This window comes from Paraburkholderia sp. Cpub6 (assembly GCF_014201065.1).
GTDB classification, from domain to species: Bacteria; Pseudomonadota; Gammaproteobacteria; order Burkholderiales; family Burkholderiaceae; genus Paraburkholderia; species Paraburkholderia tuberum.
The window spans coordinates 334,485-355,665 of sequence record NZ_JACHDM010000005.1 but is presented as its reverse complement, the minus strand read 5'-3'; the positions used below and the strand labels follow the sequence as shown (position 1 = coordinate 355,665).

16 protein-coding genes and 1 pseudogene are annotated in these 21,181 nt (G+C 64.9%); 6 read left to right on the top strand and 11 right to left on the bottom strand.

Annotated elements, in window-relative coordinates; all coding sequences use genetic code 11:
* Window positions 1-8: 8 nt before the first annotated feature.
* The 3 genes from HDG33_RS12685 to HDG33_RS12675 all read right to left on the bottom strand — a co-directional run bounded on the left by HDG33_RS12685 (window position 9) and on the right by HDG33_RS12675 (window position 3,444).
* Entirely contained in the window at window positions 9-698 is a 690-nt protein-coding gene (locus tag HDG33_RS12685; RefSeq protein WP_090802973.1) for a response regulator transcription factor, read from the bottom strand.
* A 446-nt stretch (window positions 699-1,144) separates the two neighbouring features.
* A complete protein-coding gene (locus HDG33_RS12680) occupies window positions 1,145-1,813 on the bottom strand; it encodes a response regulator transcription factor (RefSeq protein ID WP_184027037.1) in 669 nt (222 codons plus the stop codon).
* 266 nt (window positions 1,814-2,079) lie between these two features.
* Window positions 2,080-3,444: an MFS transporter gene (locus HDG33_RS12675; protein ID WP_184027034.1), complete on the bottom strand. Its 1,365-nt coding sequence runs from the start codon at window positions 3,442-3,444 to the stop codon at window positions 2,080-2,082.
* A 95-nt stretch (window positions 3,445-3,539) separates the two neighbouring features.
* Here HDG33_RS12675 and HDG33_RS12670 point away from each other — a divergent pair, with 95 nt between their 5' ends.
* Entirely contained in the window at window positions 3,540-4,427 is an 888-nt protein-coding gene (locus tag HDG33_RS12670) for a LysR family transcriptional regulator (RefSeq protein ID WP_184027031.1), read from the top strand.
* 71 nt (window positions 4,428-4,498) lie between these two features.
* Window positions 4,499-5,038, top strand: a pseudogene (locus HDG33_RS12665) (c-type cytochrome); the annotation flags it as partial.
* 45 nt (window positions 5,039-5,083) lie between these two features.
* Here HDG33_RS12665 and HDG33_RS12660 read toward each other — a convergent pair.
* Complete coding sequence (locus tag HDG33_RS12660) at window positions 5,084-6,730, bottom strand: methyl-accepting chemotaxis protein (RefSeq protein WP_184027028.1); 1,647 nt, start codon at window positions 6,728-6,730, stop codon at window positions 5,084-5,086.
* 261 nt (window positions 6,731-6,991) lie between these two features.
* Here HDG33_RS12660 and HDG33_RS12655 point away from each other — a divergent pair, with 261 nt between their 5' ends.
* Entirely contained in the window at window positions 6,992-7,792 is an 801-nt protein-coding gene (locus HDG33_RS12655) for a hypothetical protein (protein WP_184027025.1), read from the top strand.
* 149 nt (window positions 7,793-7,941) lie between these two features.
* Here HDG33_RS12655 and HDG33_RS12650 read toward each other — a convergent pair whose 3' ends face one another.
* Both HDG33_RS12650 and HDG33_RS12645 read right to left on the bottom strand, forming a co-directional pair.
* Complete coding sequence (locus tag HDG33_RS12650) at window positions 7,942-8,472, bottom strand: single-stranded DNA-binding protein (RefSeq protein WP_090802962.1); 531 nt, start codon at window positions 8,470-8,472, stop codon at window positions 7,942-7,944.
* A 146-nt stretch (window positions 8,473-8,618) separates the two neighbouring features.
* On the bottom strand, window positions 8,619-9,806 hold the full coding sequence (locus HDG33_RS12645) for an MFS transporter (RefSeq protein WP_184027022.1): 1,188 nt from the start codon (window positions 9,804-9,806) through the stop codon (window positions 8,619-8,621).
* Between the two features lie 302 nt (window positions 9,807-10,108).
* Between HDG33_RS12645 and uvrA the strand changes: the two genes are divergently transcribed.
* The 3 genes from uvrA to HDG33_RS12630 all read left to right on the top strand — a co-directional run bounded on the left by uvrA (window position 10,109) and on the right by HDG33_RS12630 (window position 15,614).
* Window positions 10,109-12,982, top strand: coding sequence for an excinuclease ABC subunit UvrA (gene uvrA, locus HDG33_RS12640; protein WP_184027019.1), 2,874 nt, complete (start codon window positions 10,109-10,111; stop codon window positions 12,980-12,982).
* 34 nt (window positions 12,983-13,016) lie between these two features.
* Window positions 13,017-14,102, top strand: a complete 1,086-nt coding sequence (locus HDG33_RS12635; protein ID WP_184027004.1) for an AI-2E family transporter — start codon at window positions 13,017-13,019, stop codon at window positions 14,100-14,102.
* 285 nt (window positions 14,103-14,387) lie between these two features.
* Window positions 14,388-15,614: a PepSY domain-containing protein gene (locus HDG33_RS12630; RefSeq protein WP_184026986.1), complete on the top strand. Its 1,227-nt coding sequence runs from the start codon at window positions 14,388-14,390 to the stop codon at window positions 15,612-15,614.
* A 58-nt stretch (window positions 15,615-15,672) separates the two neighbouring features.
* Here the strand turns inward: HDG33_RS12630 and purU are convergent, their stop codons facing one another.
* The 5 genes from purU to HDG33_RS12605 form a co-directional block, all read right to left on the bottom strand.
* The gene (gene purU / locus HDG33_RS12625; protein WP_184026983.1) at window positions 15,673-16,542 is read right to left on the bottom strand and encodes a formyltetrahydrofolate deformylase; all 870 of its coding nucleotides are present in this window, start codon (window positions 16,540-16,542) and stop codon (window positions 15,673-15,675) included.
* Window positions 16,543-16,625: 83 nt separating this feature from the next.
* On the bottom strand, window positions 16,626-17,507 hold the full coding sequence (locus HDG33_RS12620) for a DUF4743 domain-containing protein (RefSeq protein ID WP_184026965.1): 882 nt from the start codon (window positions 17,505-17,507) through the stop codon (window positions 16,626-16,628).
* A 73-nt stretch (window positions 17,508-17,580) separates the two neighbouring features.
* The gene (locus tag HDG33_RS12615) at window positions 17,581-18,195 is read right to left on the bottom strand and encodes a LysE family translocator (protein ID WP_184027294.1); all 615 of its coding nucleotides are present in this window, start codon (window positions 18,193-18,195) and stop codon (window positions 17,581-17,583) included.
* Between the two features lie 172 nt (window positions 18,196-18,367).
* Complete coding sequence (locus tag HDG33_RS12610; RefSeq protein ID WP_184026962.1) at window positions 18,368-18,934, bottom strand: adenine phosphoribosyltransferase; 567 nt, start codon at window positions 18,932-18,934, stop codon at window positions 18,368-18,370.
* A gap of 81 nt (window positions 18,935-19,015) precedes the next feature.
* Complete coding sequence (locus HDG33_RS12605) at window positions 19,016-21,013, bottom strand: cation:proton antiporter (protein WP_184027281.1); 1,998 nt, start codon at window positions 21,011-21,013, stop codon at window positions 19,016-19,018.
* Window positions 21,014-21,181 lie beyond the last annotated feature (168 nt).

The following is a 21,181-nucleotide window of genomic DNA, read 5'->3' as shown; positions in this document are numbered from 1 at the left end:
CCGCCCGCTTAACGGCTTTGACCAAGCCCTTCTGGCACTACGCCATACTCGACTGCGAAACGAAACAGTTCGGCGTCACTATTCAGCGACAGCTTGCGCATGGCCATGCACTTCTGCGCGCTGATCGTCTTCACACTACGTCCCAGCCGCGTGGCGATTTCCGTGACGCCGAGTCCTGACGCGTATTGCGTAAAAACCTCGAACTCTCGGCGAGACAGGGTGGCGCGCACGAAGTCCAGACGTTTCGTCAGCGTGACATCGGCCAGCATGGCGCGCACCGCCGGACCGACAAAACATTCGCGCGCCAGCGCCATGACCACCGCCACATGGATCAGATCGATACGATCACGTTTGCTCAGCAGCCCATCCACGCCGAGCGACATCACTTTGCGCAGCGTCGCCGCCTCCGTTTCCATTGTCAGAATGACGAGCGCCACGTTGGGATAGCGCGCCTTCAACTGCCTGACGACGTCGAACCGGTTGTCGTTGTGCCCTCCTGGCATGTAAAGGTCCATCAGCACGATATCGCAAGGACTGCGATCGACTTCGATGAACAGTTCGGCGACATCCGCCGCACGGCCAACCACCTTCAGGTCCGGATAGTTGCCAATCAGATTTTCTATAGCCAGCAGAACCAGCGGATGATCATCCGCAATGATCGTTCGAACAGGCGAGCCTGATGCAGCCATGAGGTTCATCGTCTGGCGCTCCTCGATACTTTCATTTCTCGACCTTGTTATGTGTGACCGGCGCTCACGCAATGGTCGAGCATTTCTATTGCGACAAACATCAGAGCGCTCTGAAATGGTACGAACAACCGTATGCCTGATGCTTAGGGTCTGTTTACATATGGAACGCACGTGCGAATGCCCGCTATCGGCCGTCCCCCAAGGGGACTTCCTTCGGGGCGCAGGGCAAGGAGCAAGGAGCGCTGCGTGGCCTCGCCACGTGAGCGACGCGCGACGCCGCCCTGCGGCCGATAGCGGGCATTCCCCTGGAATGAAATCAGGTAATGGGGTTGCCGCGAGAAGGGCCGCTCGCTGCGTCATGCTCCTTGCGAATACGTCGAGTATTCGCGGCGTCACAGTCCTTGCGAGCGGCCCTTCTCGCGGCAACGCACGTGCGTTCCATATGTAAACAGACCCTAGTCTTCCGATTCGAGGAGGACCGTGCCGCAGGCGCGCACGCAGGAAAAAAGCGCGGGGTCGTCGTGGACGCCAAGCCGCGCCATCGCTTCGCGCTTGTGCCGGCTCACCGTGCGGCGATGGCAGCCGAGCGCCGCCGCGATCTGCACGATGGACTCGCCGCTCACGAGCCTGCGCAGGATGTCGGTCTGCCGCTTCGACAGCAGCAGGGCCGACACGAACCGACCGTTGTCCGGCTGCAAACGCGCGAGCGTTTCGACTACCGAGCGGCCCAGGTAGCGCGCGCCGCGCGCACTGTCGCAGACCGCTTGCGGCAGTTCCTCGAGCGAATCGGCTTTGCCGATCACACTGACCGCGGCATCGGCGACGACGACACGCAACATCGCGGCATTCGTCTGCCCGGTCACGACGACGACGCGCAATGACGGCCACTCGCCACGAACGCGCCGGATCAGGCCGAGTCCGTCGCCAATCTCGCCAGCGGGCTCCGGCATGGAAAGATCGACGACGAGCACGTCGCACGGTGTGTGTTGCAGCAATGCGATCAACGCAGTGGGCATCTGCGCCTGACCGACGACGGACAGACCTTCGTGCGCCTCCAGTGTCGATTTCAGGCCAAGCAGGACGAACGGGTGATCGTCCGCCAGAATGATTCGAAGATTTGTCACGATTAGTCTCGCTCGTTATAAGAATGGTCGAAATGCGCGCGGCAGTGGCTGTGCAGGCGGCAGGCGTCGACCTGCGTCGCGGCACTCAAGCGACGTGCCGGAAAAGCCATCTGATCACCCTCGCAAATTCACGACAATCGGAGCGTTCCTAATCCGGATCAATAATCGGGATAATTTATAGTTCGACCAGGCAATATGCGCACCGTGATTCGAATCGAATCAAAATCAATTCGGCAACGCAAAGCGCGCCCTGTTCGCCCCATGTCTCACGCCGCGTCGCAAGCACGCGTCGCGCGCATCGCACGCGTCGACGCGGTGCGCGGAAACACCGGCAATGCGAGCAACGCGCAAGCGCTCGCCACCGTCCACACCAGCGGCCATGCTCCGATAGACAGCAGCGCCGGAATCGCGAGCGGCGTCACGAACAGCGTGAGGAACACGCAGGTGTTGCCCATCGCGAGCGCGGTGCCCGCGCGGCGAGTACCGGCGAGCGACGCGAGTTCGGTGAACGCGACGCCGTGCCACGCCGACGCGCTAATTCCGCCGAGTACGATCATCAGCGCGAACGGCGCGACCGCCCCGGCGCGACGCAGGCCGATGAGCCCGGTCGCGAGCGCGAGCAGCACGAACAGCACGGCGGTCACCAGACTGCATGCCCGCATATACGCGCGGCGGTTGCCGCGCCGGTCGGTCCACGCGCCGCTCCAGACCCGCGCGATCGCGGCGCCAGTCTGCACCGCGGCCATCGTCGCGCTGATCGCGAACACGCCGGCACGCCCGAAGTCGTGCAGGAACACCGTGCCGAATGTGATCACGGCAATCTGCGGCATGCACAGCGCGCCCGCGCCGAGCGCGACGCGCCAGATCGCGATGTCGCGCAATGGGGAGATCATCGGCGGCGGTGCGCTGACGTTCGAGGAGTCCAACCTCCGACCGTTGGCCGCCGCAGCACGGGCCGTCGCAGCCGCGCGCGCCCCTTTGGGCGCCGGCGTATCGTCCGCGTGTGCGGGCTCGTGCAGCCAGCGCCACGCGAACCATGCCGTGATCGCGCACGCCAACGCCAGCACCGCATAGGCGCTCGCAAAACCAAAGTGCGAGGCGAGCACCGGCAGGACCAATGCGCCGAGTCCACCGCCCGCCGGCACCGCGGTTTGGCGGATGCTCATCGCGAGGCCGCGCTCGCCTTCGCGAAACCACGCCATCACCGCCCGGCCGCTCGATCCGTTGACGCTGCCGCCCAGCAGTCCGACCAACAGCAGCCCGAGCGCAAGCGGGACGATGCCGGGCACATGCGCGCCGCCCGGCGACACGAACAGCGCGAGACCGGCGAGCGCGACCGCGGTCGACAGCAAGCCGAGCAGCAGCACCCGGCGATCGCCCCGGCGGTCGGTTAGCAGCCCCCACGGCAACTCGCTGACCGCAATACCCAGGCCGAGCATGCCGAGCACGAGGCCGAGCCCGTGGTTGCCCAGGTGGTAGTCCGAGCGCAGGAACACCGCTGTCGTCGGAATCCCCGAAAATGCCGCCGAAAAGCTCGCATTCGCGGCAAAACCCACGCCCAGCACCTTCCAGCGATGCCGCGCGCCGCGCTCGCCGGTGCCGCCCGACGCTGTCATCGATCCGTTTTCCATCACACCCTCCGTGTGTCGTTCGAGGGTATGCTACGGCTTGGCATTCCATCGGAAAAGCCGGAAATTTAGATCGCCACCATCGGAAAAACCGAATCATGAGCCAGCGTGGTTTCGACCTTGCGCAGTTGCGGACCTTCGTCGCCGTCGCCGAATCGGGCGGGGTGTCGGCAGGCGCGCAGCGCGTGTTCCTGTCGCAGTCGTCGGTAAGCGAGCAGCTGAAGAAGCTCGAGGAGCGCGCCGGCCAGCCGCTCCTCGTGCGCGGCCGGCAGGGTGTGAGTCCGACGTCCGCGGGCGAGCGCCTGCTCGAGCATGCGCGCCGCATCATCGCGATGAGCGAAGCGGCCTTCGACGACCTGCAAGGCCGCTCGCTCGACGGCGAGCTGCGCATCGCGATCACCGATTACTACCGGCCGCACGACATCGCGCGCATCCTCAAGACGTTTTCGGAACAGCATCCGCGGCTGAAGCTGCACGTGACGGTGTTGCCGAGCACGGTGATCGACAGCGGCGCGGACGATCACGCGTCGTTCGACATCGGTTTGTCGGCGCGGCTCGTCACAGGCCAGTTGCGTGCGCGCGGCGCGGGTGCCGGTGCCGCGAGCATCGTCGTGCGGCGCGAAAGGTTGCTATGGGCCAGTTGCGCCGATGCCGCCACCCGCCCCATCGCGCCGTATCAACTGGTGCTGCTGCCGTCGACGTGTCAGTTGCAGCGCTTCGTCGTCAAGCTGCTCGACCAACACAAGGTACCGTACGTGGTGTCGCATTCGGCGTCGGGCGTCGCGGGCCTGCAGCTCGCATTGAAGGCGGGGCTCGGGATTTCCTGTCTGAACGAGTCGTCGCTCGGCGGCGGCGTGGTGGCGTGTGCCGCGAACTTCGGCTTGCCACCGCTGCCCGCCATCGAGTTTCATCTGCTGCCGCGGCGTCCGGGCGAAAGCGAGTTGGTCAGCAATGCACGTGATGCGCTCGTGCGGCTCTTCGCATGACGCACAAATGAAATTCACAGCAAAATTTATCGATCGACATCAGCTAATCACATTTCCATGATGCATGGCGATCGATAAGCCGCGGCGCGACGATCGCGACGCAGCACTGCTCGATGTGCCACGGCGTACTCGGCACCGTGCAGGTCACCGCGCCGGCGCTCGCCGGGCAGTACGCCGACGTGACCTACAAGGAATTGCGCGACTTCCAGAGCGGCCAGCGGCAAAGCGCGGTCATGCAGGCAATCATCACGGGACGCAGCGACCAGGATCTGCACGATCTGGCGGTGTACTACGCGTCGCTCCCGCTCCCCGCGGCGGCCGAGAAGACCCGCGCCGGCGAAGGACCCGATGCGACCGCAACCAGGCTCGTGATGCAGGGCGACCCGCAACGCAATATCGCACCGTGCGCCGCGTGTCATGGCCAACTCGATCGCAAGGGCGCGGCGCCGTGGCTCGGCGGACAGTCGGCGGCCTATCTGGCCGCGCAGTTGCAGGCGTTCGCTTCGGGCGCGCGGCGCAACGACATCAACGAGCAGATGCGCAATGTCGCGCGGCAGATGACGCCCGAGGAAATCGATGCGGTGGCGAGGTATTACGCGGCCATGCAGTAGCGGGACGGTGAGAGGCCGCGGGTTGACGCAGCGCAACGGCTCGCGTCACGCTGCGACCAACTCGCTGTCCAGTCTCCGCTCGCCGGCAACACCGGCCAGCTTCGCGCCGGGCGCCGGAGCACGGCTGCGCGATTCGCTGCCGGTCCGGAACACCGCCACCGCCGTCGACAGGCGCCGCGCCTGATCTTCCAGCGAACTCGCCGCCGCGGCCGCCTGCTCGACGAGCGCCGCGTTCTGCTGCGTGACCTCGTCCATCTGACCGACCGCGCGATTGACCTGATCGATGCCGGTGCTCTGTTCGAGCGCCGCCGCCGCGATCTCGTTCATGATGGAACTGACGCGCGCGATCGCGCCGACGATGTCGTTCATCGTCGTGCCCGAGCGCTCGACGAGCTGCGAGCCCTGCTCCACGCGGGTGGTCGACGCGTCGATCAAGCCCTTGATCTCCTTGGCCGCCGCCGCGCTGCGCTGCGCGAGCGAGCGCACTTCGCTCGCGACGACCGCGAAGCCGCGTCCCTGCTCGCCCGCTCGCGCCGCCTCGACTGCGGCGTTCAGCGCGAGGATGTTGGTCTGGAACGCGATGCCCTCGATCACACCAACGATATCGGCAATCCGCCGCGAATCGTCGACGATGCCGTGCATCGTGCCGACCACCTGCTCGGTCAGCTCGCCGCCCCGCGCGGCCAGTGTCGAGGCGCCCTGCGCGAGCGAGCTCGCCTCTTTCGCGTTGTCGGCCGTCTGCTTGACCGTCGTGGTCAGCTCTTCGATGCTCGCGGCCGTTTCCTCGAGCGCCGCCGCCTGCTCCTCGGTGCGTTGCGACAGATCGGCGTTGCCGGCCGCGATCTCGCTGACGCCGGTATCGATCGAATCGGTACCTTGACGAACCGCGTTGACGGTCGCGATCAGCGACTCCTGCATCTTGCGCAGCGCGGCCGCGAGACGGCCCATTTCGTTGTCGCTGAGCACCTCGATGCGGCCGCTCAGGTCGCCGTTGGCGATGCGCTGGAACTGCTCGATCGTCGCATCGACCGGCGTGACGATCCCGCGCACGAGCACGAAGCGGGCGAGCAAGCCGCCGACCAGCGACAGCGCAATGCCGATCGCCACCGCCGTGCTGATCGCGTAGAACAGGTCCTGCGCATCCTTGTAGCGCTGTGCGCCGTGATCGAGTTGCAACTGCTCGAGCGCGAGCATGGCCTTCTCGTACGCGCTGTACAGCGACGGCAGTTTATGCGCCTGCAATTGCTGGAAGGCGTTGGTGTCGCTCGACTTCAGCGCGGCGAGCGTCGGGTCTACGCCGTCGTGTAGGAACGCGTCGCGCTTCTGCTGCATGTCGGCGATCAGACGCTGCTCATCGGCATCCGTGCCCGCATGGCTCAAATAGTGGGCAAGCCGCTCGTCAGAGGCTTTGCGGTACTGATCGAAGCGCTTGAGCACGGCGCTCGCGCCGTCCTGATCGTTCAGCGCGACGAGCGACGCGTACGTCGCGAGCGCGAGCCGCAGGCGCAGCAGTTGGCCGGCGCTACCTTCGAGGTCGGCGACGGCGGGCGTGTCGACCGTGTACATCTGTTGCAGCGACGCGTTCGACGAGCGCAGCGACAACAATCCCGCGGCCGCGCCGAGCAGCAGCACGATGCCGAAGAACACGATCATCAGGGTAAGGCTGGTGCGAATCGACAGCTTTTTCAACATCGGACTGGTCTCCTTGGGCTGCCCGGCCGATGGTTCCGTATCGTTGACGATAGCTGCATGGCCACGCAGGCTGCGCCCACGCCGTTCGGCCCGGTCCGCAACTTGTCTCAAAATTAAGCAAACAGCACATTCGGGACAACGGCGTATCGGCCGAAAACTTTATGGTTGATCGCTCGCCCGGCTTGCGTTACATCAATAGAGTCTCGAAGCCCGTTTGCTGAAGCCCTTCTGTCGAAGCCCCTTCCTGCCCGGAGCGCGCCCATGTCGGAAATCGGTTCGGCCGTACTCGTGTTCGCGCTGCTGCTGATCGCCACCGGCCTCGGCGTCGGGGTGCGGCCGCTGCTGCCGGAAGAGCACAAGGCACACGAGACCGTACAGCTCGTGCAGCTCGTGATCGGCATGCTGGTGACGTTCGCCGCGCTGGTGCTGGGTTTGATGACGGCATCGGCGAAAGCGAGCTTCGACACCGCGTCGAACGATATGCGCAGCTATGCGGCCGAACTGATCGAATTCGACTCGACGCTGCGCGAGCTCGGCAGCGCGGCCGACGAATCGCGGCGCCTGTTGCGCCAGTACACGGCGGCGGCGATCGCTTCGACATGGCCGCGCGAGCCCGCGCCGAGCGGCGACTATCCGCGCGATCTCGGGCCGCCGGACAATCCGCAGCAACTCGAAAACGTACGTCTGGGCGACATGCTGACCACGGTGGGACGGCAATTGCGACAACTGCGCACGCGGGATGCATTGCAGCAACGTGCGCTCGATGACGCGTTGACGCAGTACCGGCGCGTCATCGACGCGCGCTGGAAAATCATCGAGGAAGCGCACAGCTCGATTTCGCAGCCGTTCTTCAAGACGCTGACGTTCTGGCTAGGCGTGATCTTTCTGAGCTTCGGGTTGATCGCGCCGCGCAATGCGTTGGCGCTGGTGACGATATCGCTGGGAGCGGTGTCGATTGCTTCGGCGGTTTATGTGATCGTCGATCTCGACACGCCGTTCACCGGGCCGATCGTGATTTCGAGTCTGCCGTTGCGGGATACGTTGGAGCATTTGAGTCGGTGAGTTTCTGACGGAATGCGCCGCCCGCGCGCGTGACGTAAAAAAAGCCGGCAAACAGAAGGCGGCAAGGCCCGCTTTCCTGGCAGAAAGCGGGCCTCTGTTTTTGTGTCGATCAGCGGGACGCTGGTCGGCTCGGCATCGAGCCGCAACGATCAGAACGGAATATCGTCGTCCATCTCGTCGAAGCCGCCGCCAGCCGGCGCGCTCGGACGGCTCGCACCGCCACCGCCGCTACCGCCACGCGAACCGCCGCCCGACGACATCGCGCGGCCACCGCCGCCGCCGCTGCGCTCCGACGGCTCGCCACGGCTATAACCGCCTTCATCGCCGCCACCCATCGACGCGCCGCCGCGGCCGCCGAGCATCTGCATCTGCTCCGCGACGATCTCGGTCGAATAGCGATCGGTGCCGTCCTGCGCCTGCCACTTGCGCGTGCGGATGCGCCCTTCGAGGTACACCGACGAGCCCTTCTTCAGATATTCCGCCACGATTTCCGCGAGGCGGCCGAAGAACGCGACGCGGTGCCACTCGGTGGCTTCCTTCATCTCGCCCGACGCCTTGTCCTTGTAGCGGTCCGTCGTCGCAAGGCGGATGTTCGCCACTGCGTCGCCGCTCGGAAGATAGCGGACTTCCGGATCGGCGCCGAGGTTGCCGACCAGAATGACCTTGTTCACGGATGCCATGAATTTCTCCTGTTGATTCCTGTTGCAGGCGGCGCGGCACTACGCGGTTCGCGTCTCACGGCCGGCAGGCCCGAGACCAGAAGAGCGCCTCTGCCCGCCGCCGGGTGAGTTCTGGATGATTCGGGAGGTGCCCCGAGTACGCTGTGTTATGCCTTGCGCGGCGGCTGTTTCATCTTTGCGGCGATTATAAGCCAGCAAAATACCAGCCCGGAGCAGGCGAAGAAAACCGCGCTCTGGCCGTTCACCTTCAGCAGCCAGCCGCCGACCATTCCGCCCAGCGCAAGACCGATCGACTGCGTGGTGTTGTACACGCCGGCCGCGGCTCCCTTGCGGGTACCGGGCGCGAGCTTCGACACCAGCGAAGGCTGCGAGGCCTCGAGAATATTGAAGCCGAGAAAGTACACGAACAGGATCGCCGCCACACTCAGAATCGTATGCGGAGCAACGCCCAATAACAACTGGCCGATCAGGATAAGAGCGATCGCCGACAGCAGCACGATCTTCATCTTGCCGCGCTTCTCGGCGGCGATGATCGCCGGCACCATCATCACGAACGACAGCCCCATCACCGGCAGATACACCTTCCAGTGTGAAGCGACCGGCAGCCCGCCCGCTTCGAGAATGCGCGGCACGACGAGGAACAGCGCGGTTTGCGTGGCGTGCAGCACGAGCACGCCGAAATTCAAACGCAGCAACTCGACGTTGTGCAGCACTTCGGCGAACGGCGCGCGCACATGCACCGGCTTCGGCGCATCGGGCACGACCCATATCACGACGCCGATCGCGAGAATCGAGAACACGCCGACCAGCGTGAAGAGCCCGCTCATGCCGAGCCAGTGGAACACGATCGGCGCGCCGACGATCGCGACCGCGAACGACACGCCGATGCTGCCGCCGACCATCGCCATCGCCTTCGTGCGATGTTCCTCCGAGGTCAGATCGGCGATGAACGCGATCACGGCCGACGACACCGCGCCCATCCCCTGAATCACCCGGCCGACGATGATCCACGTCATGTCGTGCGCGGCCGCCGCGACGAAGCTGCCGATCGCGAAGATCAGCAGGCCCGTCGCGATCACCGGCTTGCGGCCGACCTTGTCCGAGATCCAGCCATAGAAGATGTAGAGCATCGACTGCGTGACACCGTACGCGCCTAGCGCGATGCCGACGAGCAGCACGTTTTCGCCGCCGGGAATGGTCTTCGCGTAGATCGAGAACACCGGCATGATCATGAAGAGACCCAGCATGCGCAGCGCGAAGATGGCGGCAAGCGACACGGTCGCGCGCAATTCGGGCGCGCTCATGCGTGTGGAGATGGCGGACGGATTGGACATCGAAGCGTTGTTTGAATGAACCGGGCGGCGAGCCCGTGGGGACAGCCTTGGCCGCCGGCACAGTGGAGCAGAACGAACAGGCTGGCGGCTAGCCCCGGCATATCGGCGGGTCCGCGCCGACGCGACGCGCAAAGCCCGTGCCCCATCGCCCCCGCTCGCCCCTCGCGGCATCTTGTACTCACGGAAAACGGCCCCAGTTACGCCTTTTTCCCGCTGTCAGCACACCGTAACGGCGGTCTGGAAAAGTCGTTATAGTAGCAGGTTTGGCCTCTTTCCCTTTCCGCAGTTCATGGAATAAATCCGTGGAACAAATCCGTATTCGTGGGGCTCGCACCCACAACCTGAAGAACGTCAATCTCGACCTACCGCGTCACAAGCTCGTCGTTATCACGGGGCTTTCGGGCTCCGGCAAATCGTCGCTGGCGTTCGATACGCTGTATGCGGAAGGACAGCGGCGCTACGTCGAAAGTCTGTCCGCCTATGCGCGGCAGTTCCTGCAACTGATGGAAAAACCGGACGTCGACCTGATCGAAGGCTTGTCGCCGGCCATTTCGATCGAACAGAAGGCGACCTCGCACAATCCGCGTTCGACGGTCGGCACCGTCACCGAAATCCACGACTATCTGCGCCTGCTGTTCGCGCGCGTCGGCACGCCCTACTGCCCCGATCACGAGATTCCGCTCGAAGCGCAAAGCGTGTCGCAGATGGTCGACACGGCGCTCGCGCTGCCTGAAGAAACGCGCGTGATGATCCTCGCGCCCGTCGTCAGCGATCGCAAGGGCGAGCACACGGATCTGTTCGAGGACATGCAGGCGCAAGGCTTCGTGCGCTTTCGCGTGCGCTCGGGCGGCGGCACCGCCAACGAAGGCACCGCGAAAATCTATGAAGTCGACTCTCTGCCGAAGCTGAAGAAAAACGACAAGCACACGATCGACGTCGTGATCGATCGTCTGCGCGTGCGCCCCGACATGAAGCAGCGCCTTGCCGAATCGTTCGAAACGGCGCTGCGTCTCGCCGACGGCCGCGCCATCGCGCTCGAAATGGATACGGACAAGGAGCACCTGTTCAGCTCGAAGTTCGCCTGCCCGATCTGCTCGTATTCGCTGCAGGAACTCGAGCCGCGCCTGTTCTCGTTCAACAACCCGATGGGCGCGTGCCCCGAATGCGACGGCCTCGGGCAGATTACGTTCTTCGATCCGAAGCGGGTGGTCGCGCATCCGTCGCTGTCGCTCGCGGCGGGCGCGGTGAAGGGCTGGGACCGGCGCAATCAGTTCTACTTCCAGATGCTGCAGAGCCTCGCGGCGTTCTACGCCTTCGACATCGACACCGCGCTCGAGGACCTGCCGGAAAAAGTCCGCAAGATCCTGCTGTACGGTTCGGGCAAGCAGGAAATTCCGTTCTCGTACATCAACGAGCGCGGCCGCACGTCGGTGCGCGAGCACGTGTTCGAAGGGATCATCCCGAATCTGGAGCGGCGCTACCGCGAAACCGATTCGTCCGCGGTGCGCGAAGAACTCGCCAAATACCAGAATAACCAGCCATGCCCGGCGTGCGCGGGCACGCGGCTGCGTCGCGAGGCGCGCTTCGTGCGCATCGGCGCGGACAGCGACGCGCGCGGCATCTTCGAGATCAGCGGCTGGCCGTTGCGCGATGCGCTCGGCTACTTCCAGACCCTGCGTCTCGAAGGCTCGAAGCGCGAGATCGCCGACAAGGTCGTCAAGGAAATCGTCGCGCGTCTGATGTTCCTGAACAACGTCGGGCTCGATTACCTGTCGCTCGAACGCAGCGCCGAAACGCTGTCGGGCGGCGAAGCGCAGCGCATTCGCCTCGCTTCCCAGATCGGCTCGGGGCTGACCGGCGTGATGTACGTGCTCGACGAACCGTCGATCGGCCTGCATCAGCGCGACAACGACCGGCTGATCTCGACGCTCAAGCATCTGCGCGATCTCGGCAACTCGGTGATCGTCGTCGAGCACGACGAGGACATGATCCGCATGGCCGACTACGTGGTCGACATGGGCCCGGGCGCCGGCGAGCACGGCGGCATGGTGATCGCCGAGGGCACGCCGAAAGAGGTGCAGAAGAACGCGGCGTCGCTGACGGGCCAATACATGTCCGGCGCGCGCACGATCGAATACCCCGACGAGCGCAAGGATCCCGACGAGCGGCGCCTGCGCATCGTCGAAGCGTACGGCAACAATCTGCACAACGTGACGCTCGATCTGCCGGTGGGTCTTTTGACCTGCGTGACCGGCGTGTCCGGCTCGGGCAAGTCGACGCTGATCAACGACACGCTGTATCACGCGGTCGCGCATCATCTGTACGGCTCGGCCACGGAGCCTGCGCCGTACGAGTCGATCGAGGGCCTCGAGCACTTCGACAAGGTGATCAACGTCGACCAGTCGCCGATCGGCCGCACGCCGCGCTCGAATCCGGCCACCTACACGGGCCTTTTCACGCCGATCCGCGAGCTGTTCGCGGGCGTGCCGGCCGCCAAGGAGCGCGGCTACGATCCGGGCCGCTTCTCGTTCAACGTGAAGGGCGGGCGCTGCGAATCGTGCCAGGGCGACGGCGTGCTGAAGGTCGAAATGCACTTCCTGCCCGACGTGTACGTGCCGTGCGACGTGTGCCACGGCAAGCGCTACAACCGCGAAACGCTCGATATCCAGTACAAAGGCAGCAACATCAGCGAAGTGCTCGACATGACGGTCGAACACGCGTACGAGTTCTTCAAGGCCGTGCCGGTCGTCGCGCGCAAGCTGAAAACCCTGCTGGACGTGGGTCTCGGTTATATTCGCCTGGGTCAGTCGGCCACCACGCTGTCGGGCGGCGAGGCGCAGCGTGTGAAACTGTCGCTGGAACTGAGCAAGCGTGATACCGGTCGCACGCTATACATCCTTGACGAACCGACTACCGGCCTGCACTTTCACGATATCGCGCAGTTGCTGGAAGTCATACACCGGTTGCGTGACCAGGGTAATACCGTCGTGATCATCGAACATAATCTCGATGTAATCAAAACTGCGGACTGGGTCATCGATCTCGGCCCCGAAGGCGGCGCCGGCGGCGGGCAGATCATCGCCCAGGGCACGCCCGAGCAGGTCGCGAAGTCGAAGGCCAGTTTTACCGGCAAATATCTGGCGCCGCTGCTCAAGCGCGCCGCCACCACAAAGTAACGCTGCACTACCGAGGTTGGAGACGGGATAAGCCATGACCAAGCGTAATCAGGCGCACGAAGAAGATCGGGTGCAGGACCTGCGCCCGCGCCCGGTCAGGCTGACCAGCGACATGAGTCTGCCGAAGCTGTCGGCGGTCGAGATCGGCAGCTACGTGGTGATGCTGTTCGGCATGTGGGCGGTGATCGCACTGAAGCTGCTCGGCGCGCTGCTCGCCGGGCTGCTGGTGTTTCAGCTCGTGCATACGATCGCGCCGCGCATCGAGCGTCACATGTCGAGCAAGCGGGCGCGCTGGCTCGCGGTGGTGATTCTGTCGACGCTGATCGTCGGCGCGCTGACGGGACTCACGCTCGGCATCATCTCGCATTTCGAGAACGACGTGCCGAGCGTGCAGGCGCTGCTCGATCAGGCCATGCAACTGATCGACCAGGCGCGCGGCAGGATTCCCCAATTCGTCGCGAACTATCTGCCGGTCGACACCGAGCAGATGAAGACGAAGGCCACCGAACTGATGCACACGCACGCGAACATGCTGCAGCAAAGCGGCACGACCGTGGCGCGCGCGTTCACGCACGTGCTGATCGGCATGATCATCGGCGCGATCATCGCGGTCGGTGCGCAGAAGCATGTCCAGCGACTGCCGCTGTCCACCGCGTTCGTCACGCGCGTCACGCGGTTTGCCGACGCGTTTCGCCGCATCGTGTTCGCGCAGGTGAAAATCTCCGCGCTCAACGCGGTATTCACGGCGATCTTCCTGCTCGTGATACTGCCGGTCTTCCACGACCGGCTGCCGCTGTCGAAGACGCTCGTGCTCGTCACGTTCATCGTGGGTCTGCTGCCGGTGATCGGCAATCTGATCTCGAACACGATCATCGTCGCGGTCGCGCTGTCGGTGAGTTTTCCGGCGGCGATCATGTCACTTGTGTTCCTGATCCTGATTCACAAGCTCGAGTACTTCCTGAACGCGCGGATCGTCGGCGGGCAGATCGAGGCGCGCGCATGGGAGCTGCTGATCGCGATGCTGGTGATGGAAGCGGCGTTCGGTATCGCCGGGGTCATCGCGGCGCCGATTTTTTATGCGTACATCAAGCGGGAGCTCATTTATTTGCGGTTGGTGTGAGTTGGGCTGGGTCGAGTAGCAAAAGTCAGCACTCACTAGCGCTCTGCAGCACACGCGGCAGTCCACGCAGCCGACGAAAGCGCAAGCGGCACTTCGGTGCCGCTTTTTTTTTGCTTCCCGCGACCCTGCATCGTCGCCTCTTGCTGACAGAAAACTTGCAGCCGACCGCGTCACCCCCTAAGATGCGAACAATTCCTATTTACACCCAGTCCGCATCGTGACGTTTCACCTGATCTCCCACCCGCGTCTCCGCCTGGGTCCCTGTTGTGCATTGCCGGCTCGCGCATGAGACGCCAGCTTGTCCGCCTGCACCGCTGGTTCGGCGTCGCGACCGCACTGTTTCTGTTGGTCGCGGGCCTTACGGGCGCGATCATCGCGTGGGACCACGAGCTCGATGCCGCGCTGAACCCGTCGTTTTACCAGGCTCGCACGGTCGGGCCGACGCTGTCCGGCCTCGAACTGGCGAATCGCGTCGAAGCCGCCGATCCGCGTCTTCGGGTGACCTATCTGCCGCTTGCGGTCGAACCGGGCCACACGCTGCAGATGATGGTGCTGCCGCGCACCGATCCGGCGACGAAGCAGCCCTATCTGCTCGATTTCAATCAGATCGCCGTCGATCCCGTCACCGGCGAGATCCAGGGACGCCGCGAGTGGGGCGCCGTGTCGCTCGCGCGACTCAACCTGATTCCGTTCATCTACAAGCTGCACTACACGCTGCAGTTGCCGTTTACCGGCGGTGTCGACCTTGGCGCCTGGCTGATGGGGATCATCGGCATCGTGTGGCTCTTTGACTGCGTGATTGCGCTGTGCCTGTCGTTTCCGAGCCTGAAGGCCTGGCGCAAGTCGTTCACGTTCCGGCTGAAACGCGGCGGCTATGCGTTGACGTTCGATCTGCACCGCTCCGGCGGCGTATGGATCTGGGGCCTGCTGGCGATCGTCGCGCTGACGTCGATTTCGATGAATCTGTCGTCCCAGGTGGTGCGGCCGATCGTGTCACGACTGTCGACGCTGACACCCGATCCGTTCAGCAACCCCGAAATCCTGCGCGCGCCGCAACCCGGCGATCAGGTGGTGAGCCGCGAGCGCATCGTCGAACTCGCCGGGCAGGCCGGCAAGAAAATGCATGTCGCCGCGCCGCCGGGCGCGCTCTACTACGCCGAATTCATGCACGCGTATGGCGTCGGCTTCTACACGCCCGGCAACGACCACGGCGACGCCGGCCTCGGCAACCCATGGATGTATTGGGACGCCGCCACCGGCAAGCGGCTCGCCGCGCGGATTCCCGGCCAAGGCACGGCCGGCGACATCTTCCTGCAGGTGCAGTTTCCGCTGCACTCGGGGCGCATCCTCGGTCTCGGGGGGCGGATTCTGATCAGCGCGGTGGGGGTGGCGGTGGCCGTGCTGAGCGTCACGGGCCTGCTGATCTGGCTGAAGAAGCTGAACGCGCGCCGTCGTTGCGCGCAAAACGCGAATCTCGCGAGAAGCACGGGCGGCGCGGCAGCGCGTTCGTAACACGAGCAGGTAAAGGGCCGCGCCGACCTCGACCGGCGCAGTGTTACTGGCGCGGCTCCTAGCGGAACACCACCGTCTTGCTGCCGTTCAGCACGACGCGATGCTCCACGTGCCACTTCACCGCGCGCGCGAGCGTCACGCACTCGACGTCGCGGCCGATCCCCGTCAGTTGTTCCGGCGTCATGCTGTGGTCCACGCGCTCGACTTCCTGCTCGATGATCGGACCTTCGTCGAGATCGGTCGTCACATAGTGGGCGGTTGCGCCGATCAGCTTCACGCCGCGGTCGAATGCCTGGTAGTACGGCTTCGCGCCCTTGAAGCTCGGCAGGAACGAGTGGTGGATGTTGATCGCGCGGCCGGCGAGCGCCTCGCACAGGTTCGGCGACAGGATCTGCATGTAGCGCGCGAGCACCACGAGGTCGGCCTGATGCTCGTTGATCACTTCGAGCACGCGCGCTTCCTGCGCGGTTTTCGCTTCGGGCGTGCCGCCGAGCAGCGGGAAATGGTGGAACGGGATGTCGTAGCTCGCGGCGAGCTGGTAGAACTCCTTGTGGTTCGAGATGATCGCCGGGATTTCGATGTTCAACTGACCGGTGCGGTAGCGGAACAGCAGATCGTTCAGGCAGTGGCCGATCTTCGACACCATGATCACGACGCGCGGCTTCACGTTCGCGTCGTGCAATTCCCAGCTCATGCCGAACTGCTCGGCGAGTGTCACGAACGACGCGCGCAGCGCGTCAAGCCCCGGATCGCCGCCCACCTGCTGAAAATGCACGCGCATGAAGAACTCGCCGGTGCGGCTGTCGCCGAACTGCGCGGAGTCGAGAATATTGCTGCCCCGCTCGAACAGAAAGCCCGACACGGCGTGAACGATGCCGGGCCGATCGGCGCACGACAGTTTGAGGATAAAGCTGTGATCGGTCGACATGACCTCGGTGACTCCCTTCTTCAATGCGTGGTTTGTTTCAGTGCGTACTGGCTGCACGGGTTCAGCTCGACTGATGAGACGAGCTAGGCCAGCGCCGGCGGCGCGAACAGCGCGTCGATGCCCTCGCACGCGTCCTCGTCGATCCAGCGGCGGCGCAGCAGGCAATCGAGTGTCGCGAGGCTGGCATCGACGGTCAGCGCGCCTTCCTCGATCCAGCGCGCGACTTCGTCGATGCGCGCGAGCCGGTGTTCACCCACTTCGCCGTCCTGGTTGCGCGGCGCGAAGTCGGCGGGCAGCGCGAGGTCGTAGATGAAAATCTGCTCGGCCTGCGTGCCTTCCGGCAGCGATTGCAGCACGTGCGCGGTGCGGCCCGCGACCGCGCTCGCCGCGATCTGCGCCGGAATGCCCGCTTCTTCCCAGCATTCCTTGACGATCGTCTCGGCGATGCCGAAGCCCCAGCCGATCCCGCCTGCGACGACGTTGTCGAGCATGCCGGGGTCGGTCGCCTTGGTATCGCTGCGGCGCGCGATCCACAATTGCGGCGCCCCACTAAAGGGCGCTCCGCCAAAGGGCGCTCCGCCACCCGCATATTCTACGACGCCGTTCAGATGCACCGCGTAGGTCATCGTGCCGAAGAAGCGCGACGCCGCGCGCTCGATATACGCGAGCGGCGGCGCGTCGAACGCATTGCGGATCGCGTACGTCTCGTTGCGCCAGCCGGGGATGCGACCATCGGCGGCGAGCGCGCCGATCACGGAAGCGAGCGCCGCGCTGCGCAGATCGACGGTATCGAACGTGGCGCAGAGCGTCACGCCGTCGTTCGCCATCTCGAACACGTCGGGCCAGCGCGCGAGCAGCGGCACGTCGCGCTCGCGAATCCACCCGACCCGTTCGGCGCCGATCAGAAACGGCCGATGCGCGTTCGCGTCGAAGCGGCGCGCGGCGGTGATGCAGGGCAAAGTCATCGGAAAACTCCAAACTGTCCGCCGTCGTGGCGAACCGGGGCAAAGCAGAAGCGGGCGGATTGCGTGACGACTGTCAGTCGCGCAAGGCGACGCGAATCCCGATCGCGATGAACGTCGCGCCGGCCACGCGATCGAGCCACAGGCCCACGCGCGGCCGCCGTCTGAGCCAGCCGCCGATGATCCCCGCGCACACGCCGAATAGCGAAAACACCACGACGGTCTGCAGCATGAACAGCGCGCCGAGCTCCAGCATCTGCACGGTGACGCTCTGCGCGCCGTCCGGCTGCACGAACTGCGGCAGAAACACGACGAAGAACAGCGTGACCTTCGGATTCATCAGATTGCCGAGCACGCTCTGGCGAAACACCGTCGAAAGCGGCTGCGGCGCACGCTCGTGCGCGGTCGCGAGGCCCTGGCTGCGCAGCGCCTTGATGCCGATCCACACCAGATACGCGGCGCCGGCGAGCTTGATCGCCTCGAACGCGAGCGGCGACGAGCGCAGCAGCGCGGCGACGCCGAGCGCCGCGAGTGTCGTATGAAACGTGATGCCGGCGGCAAAGCCGAGCGCGGCGACCAGGCCGGCCGCGCGGCCCTGCGAGATGCCGCGCGCGAGCACCTGCAGATTGTCCGGGCCGGGCGCCACGGTGATCGCGATCGAAGTGGCAAGAAACAGCAGGAAGTTGGGCATCGTGGTGGCCTTCTGGTTGGGCGACTGGTGAACCATGATGGGTGAGCCATATCGTTGAGCCCGGTTGGTTTTGCCCGGCCAACGGGGCTTGTGCGGCTCATGCGACTTTAGCCGCTGGTACGGCGGGAAACGCTACCACGCGTCACGGCACGCGCCGTGACTACCTCCCGGTTCAATGACCGTCGAAACTCGTCACGGTATAGAGCGCAAGACCGCCCTCGCCCAGCAGCTTCGAGCCGCCCAGCTCCGGCAGATCGACGATCGCCGCGCCTTCCACGACGACCGCGCCGAGCCGCTCGAGCAGCAGTTTGCCGGCCATCATCGTGCCGCCGGTCGCGATCAGATCGTCGATGATCACGACGCGGTCGCCCGGCCCGCACGCATCCTCGTGAATCTCGACGGTCGCGGTACCGTATTCCAGTTCATACGATTGCGAGATCCGCTTGTACGGCAGCTTGCCCGCCTTGCGAATCGGGATGAAGCCAACGCTCAACTCATGGGCGACGATCGGCCCGATGAGGAAGCCGCGCGCATCGAGCCCGGCAATGTAGTCGAGCTTCGCGTCGATATAGCGCTGCACGAACAGGTCGATCAGCACACGCAGCGACTTCGGCTCGCGCAACAGCGGCGTGATGTCGCGGAACTGCACGCCCGGCTGCGGCCAGTCGGGCACCGTGCGAATGTGACTTCTGATGTAGTCGGCCGCATCGAGCGGCGCGCTCGCGAGCGCCTTGGACATGATGTCTCCGGATGGACCTCGACAGGTCCGGTGAAAGGCTTGAATCAGGGTCGCCCGCCAGAACGGGCCAGGCTCACGGGTTCAGGCCGCAGCGGCGCGGCGATGCTTCGACAGCCGCTCCTCGGCTTGCGCCAGTTGTTCGGGCAGACCGCGCAGCACCACGATGTCGCTCGCGCGCAGTTTCGTCGACGGGTCCGGTTCGACGCCGCGGATGCCGTGCCGGCGGATCGCGGTCACTTCGACACCGAGTTCGTACAGGCCCACCTCGGCGAGCGTACGGCCCACCGCGTCGGCGCTCTCGTCGACCGGCACCGATTGTAGCCGCACCTGCTCGTGGCCGTCGTCGTCGTCGATGTCGTCGGCGCCGTGGAAATAGCCGCGCAACAGCGAATAGCGTTCGTCGCGCATCTCCTCGACGCGCCGCACCACGCGCCGCATCGGCACACCCATCACGACGAGCGTATGCGACGCGAGCATCAGGCTGCCCTCGACGATCTCCGGAATCACCTCCGTCGCGCCGGCGGCGAGCAGTTTCTCCAGATCGGCATCGTCGACGGTGCGCACGATGACCGGCAGCGTCGGCTCCATCTCGTGAATGTTGTGCAGCACGCGCAGTGCCGACGGCGTGTTCGCGTAGGTGATCGCGATCGCGGCCGCGCGATGCAGGCCTGCGGCCAGCAGCGACTCGCGCCGCCCCGCGTCGCCGAACACGACCGATTCGCCGGCTGCCGCGGCCGCCGCGACACGGTCGGGATCGAGATCGAGCGCGACATACGAGAGCCCTTCATGCTCGAGCATGCGTGCGAGGTTCTGCCCGGCGCGGCCGTAGCCGCAGATGATTACGTGGCCGCTCTGCTTCAGGCTTTGCGTGGCGATGCGCGTCATCTGCAACGACTGCATCATCCATTCGGTCGACGACAGCCGCAGCACGACACGGTCCGCGTTCTGGATCATGAACGGCGCGGCGAGCATCGACAGCAGCATCGCGGCGAGAATCGCCTGCAACAGCGTCGCGTCGACGAGATGTCGGTCGAGGATCAGGTTCAGCAGCACGAAGCCGAACTCGCCCGCCTGCGCGAGACCGATACCGGTACGCATCGCGACGCCCGGCGTCGCGCCGAAGAGCCGCGCAAGGCCGGTGATCATGACCAATTTCAGCAGCACCGGGCCGAGGAAAAAGGCCAGCACGACCAGCGGATGCTCCCAGATCACGCGCGGATTGAGCAGCATGCCGGTGGTCACGAAGAAGAGCCCGAGCAGCACGTCGCGAAACGGCTTGATGTCCTCTTCGACCTGATGCCGATACGGCGTCTCGGCGATCAGCATGCCGGCGATGAACGCGCCGAGCGCGAGCGACAGCCCGAATTTGTCGGTGATGAACGCGGCGCCGAGCGTCACCAGCAGCAGATTGAGGACAAACAGCTCCTGCGAGCGGCGCCGCGCGACGACGTTGAACCAGCGCGTCATGAAGCGCTGCCCGACGATCAGCAGCAGCGCGAGGGCCACGACGATCTTGATCGCCGCGACGCCGAGCGCGCTGACCAGATTCTCCGAGCGGCCGCCGAGCGCCGAAATGATGATCAACAGCGGCACCACCGCGAGATCCTGAAACAGCAGCACGCCGAAGATATTACGGCCGTGCTCGGTTTCGATTTCGAGCCGCTCCGCGAGCATCTTGCTGACGATTGCCGTCGACGACATCGCCAGCGCGCCGCCCAGCGCGACGCTCCCCTGCCACGTGATATGCACCCAACGCTCGAGCACGAAGCCGAGCGACACCGCCACCGCGACCGTGCCGATCACCTGCAGCAAGCCGAGTCCGAACACGAGCCGGCGCATCGTGCGCAGCTTGGCTAACGAAAACTCGAGCCCGATCGAGAACATCAGGAACACGACGCCGAATTCCGCGAGATTCTGCGCTCCCGCCGAATCGGGAATCAGCCCGAACGCATGCGGCCCGACGACGATGCCGACCGTCAGGTAGCCGAGCATCGGCGGCAGATTCAGGAAGCGAAAGATCACCACGCCCGCCACCGATGCCAGCAGCAGAAACAGCGTCATTTCGAGCGGGGAAATCATCGGCAAAAACGCATGGGTGAAGCGTCCTCGTTCGTCAGCGGAACCGCGCACGAGAACGCCGTGCGAGATGATTGATTGGGCCGGCAAAAAAGCTGCAAAAAGGCGGCAAAGCAGCTGAAAAAGGGATTGTCGACAGGCCGATGCAGACAGCGGCTCGGCACAGCAGGC